The following is a 2,826-nucleotide window of genomic DNA, read 5'->3' as shown; positions in this document are numbered from 1 at the left end:
TGTGCCGCTCCTCATACGCCACCGTGTCGGCGAGGGTGAAGCCGTCATGCGCGTCGAGCAGGTTGACGCTCGCCCAGGGCCGGCGCGCGCGGTGATCGAACAAGTCGCCCGATCCCGACAGCCGCGCGGCCAGGTCGCCGCGCTGCGACGGGTCGCCGCGCCAGTATTTGCGCACCGTGTCGCGGTACTTGTCGTTCCACTCGCCGAAGCCGGGCGGGAAGTTGCCGAGCTGATAGCCGCCCGGGCCGATGTCCCACGGCTCGGTCGACAGCTTCAGCTGGTTCAGCACCGGGTCCTGCCGCAGCACGTCGAAGAAGGCGTGGCCGGGATCGAAGCCCGTCTCCGTGCGGCCCAGCGTGAGGCCGAGGTCGAAGCGGAAGCCGTCCACCCCGAAGCTCGTCGCCCAGTAGCGCAGCGAGTCGGCGATCATCTGAATGACGCGCGACTTGTCGGTGTTCAGCGTGTTGCCGGTGCCGGTGTCGTTGATGCAGTAACGCGGCTGATCCTTCACCAGCCGGTAGTAGCTGGCGTTGTCGAGGCCCCGCCACGACAGCGTCGGCCCCTTCTCCGACCCCTCGCACGTGTGGTTGTAGACGACGTCCAGGATCACCTCGATCCCCGCCCGGTGCAGGCGGCGCACCGCTCGGCGCAGCTCGTCCTGGCTGTCGCCCGCCATGTAGCTCGGCTCGGGCGCGAAATAGGCGAGCGTGTTGTAGCCCCAGTAATTGCGCAGGCCCTTCTCCTGCAGGAACCGGTCCTGCGTGAACGCCTGGATCGGCATCAGCTCCAGCGCGGTGACGCCCAGCCGCTTCAGGTGCTCGACCACCTTGGGATGGCCCAGCGCCGCGTAGGTGCCGCGCTCGCGCGGGGGAACCAGCTCGAACAGCTTGGTCAGCCCCTTGACGTGCGCCTCGTAGACGACCGTCTCCGACCACGGCGTGCGGGGGCGGCGGTCCTGCGACCAGTCGAAATGATCGTCGACCACCACCGCCTTGGGCATCGCCGGCGCGCTGTCGCGCTTGTCGAACGACAGGTCGCCGCGCCGCGAGTTGACCTGATAGCCCGACAGCGCGTCGTTCCAGCGGATCTGGCCGGACAGCTTGCGCGCGTACGGGTCGAGCAGCAGCTTGTTGGGGTTGAACCGGTGGCCCTGTTCGGGCTCGTACGGCCCCGACGCGCGATAGCCGTAGACGAGGCCCGGCCCCGCGTCGGGCAAATAGCCGTGCCACACCTCGTCCGTCCATTCGGGTAGCGGGTAGCGCCGGGTCTCGCGCTTCCCCGCCGGGTCGAAGACGCACAGCTCCATCTTGGTCGCGTGGGCGGAGTAGACGGCGAAGTTCACCCCTTCCCCGTCGAACGTCGCGCCGAGCGGGTAGGGCGATCCGGCTTCCAGCCGGTCGGGCGATGTCACGATACGGTTGTTCCTTGATGGCGTAGGACGAGGCAGCCGAGCGGCGGCAAGGCGAGCGCGGCACTGGCAGGAAGCCCGTGCGACGGCGTTGGTTCCGCCACCACCTCGCCCACCTGCCCCGCGCCCGACCCGCCGAAGGTCGCGGCGTCGCTGTTGAGCGCCACGTTCCAGCGTCCGGCGGCGGGCAGGCCGATCCGGTAGCCGTGGCGAGGCTCGGGCGTCATATTGAGCGCCACCACCACCGGCGGATCGCCCGCGCGGCCGTGGCGGGACCAGACGAACACGCTGTTGGCGCGGTCGTCGCCGACGATCCAGGCGAAGCCCGCCGGATCCGCGTCGCCCGCGTGGAGCGCGGGCTCGGCGGCGTACAGTTCGTTCAGCGCGCGCACCAGCGCCTGCACGCCCGCGTGCTCGGGGCTGTCGAGCAGGTGCCAGGGCAGCTCGCCGTCGTGGTTCCATTCGGTCGGCTGGGCGAGCTCGCAACCCATGAACAGCAGCTTCTTGCCCGGATGCGTCCACAGGAACGCGAGATAGGCGCGCAGGGTCGCGAGCTTGCGCCACGCGTCCCCCGGCATCTTGCCCAGCAGCGATCCCTTGCCGTGCACCACCTCGTCGTGGCTGATCGGCAGCACGAACCGCTCGGAGAAGGCGTAGACGAGGCTGAACGTCAGCTCGTCATGGTGCCAGCCGCGATAGGCCGGATCGCGCTCCACATACTGGAGCGAGTCGTGCATCCAGCCCATGTTCCACTTGTACGAGAAGCCCAGGCCGCCGTCGGCGACCGGCGCGGACACGCCGGGCCACGACGTCGACTCCTCCGCCACCGTGATCGCGCCCGGGCAGCGTTCCGCGACCACCGCGTTCATCTGGCGCAGGAAGGCGACGGATTCGAGGTTCTCGCGCCCGCCATGGACGTTGGGCACCCACTCGCCGTGCTTGCGGCTGTAGTCGCGGTACAGCATCGAGGCGACGGCGTCGACGCGCAGCCCGTCGACGTGGAACGCCTCCAGCCACCATAGTGCTGAGGCGAGCATGAACCCCGACACCTCGCGCCGGCCGAGATTGTAGATCGCGGTGTTCCAGTCCTGATGGAAGCCCTCGCGCGGGTCGCCGTGCTCATAGAGCGGCGTGCCGTCGAACCGGGCGAGCCCGTGCGCGTCCGTCGGGAAGTGCGCGGGCACCCAGTCGAGGATCACGCCGACGCCGGCGCGGTGGCACGCGTCGACGAAGCCGGCGAAGTCGGCGGGCGAGCCGTAGCGCGCCGAGGGCGCGAACTGGCCGAGCGGCTGATAGCCCCAGGAGCCGCCGAACGGGTGCTCCATGATCGGCATCAGCTCGACGTGCGTGAAGCCCATCCCGGCCACGTACGGCACCAGCTGCTCGGCGAGGCCGCGCCAGTCGAGCGTCCCGCCGCC

General features: G+C 69.9%; 2 protein-coding genes. Both read right to left on the bottom strand.

Annotation, left to right across the window (positions count from 1 at the left end):
* On the bottom strand, window positions 1–1,411 hold a 1,411-nt coding region (gene glgX / locus HUU96_RS14245), incomplete at its 3' end, for a glycogen debranching protein GlgX (protein WP_254605249.1).
* Window positions 1,408–2,826 (bottom strand): 1,4-alpha-glucan branching protein GlgB (gene glgB, locus HUU96_RS14240; protein WP_174293403.1); only part of this gene is annotated, 1,419 nt, incomplete at its 5' end. The genes glgB and glgX, both read right to left, overlap by 4 nt.

Source organism: Sphingomonas bacterium (assembly GCF_903644135.1).
GTDB lineage: Bacteria > Pseudomonadota > Alphaproteobacteria > Sphingomonadales > Sphingomonadaceae > Sphingomonas.
This window is presented reverse-complemented; position numbering and strand designations above follow the sequence as displayed.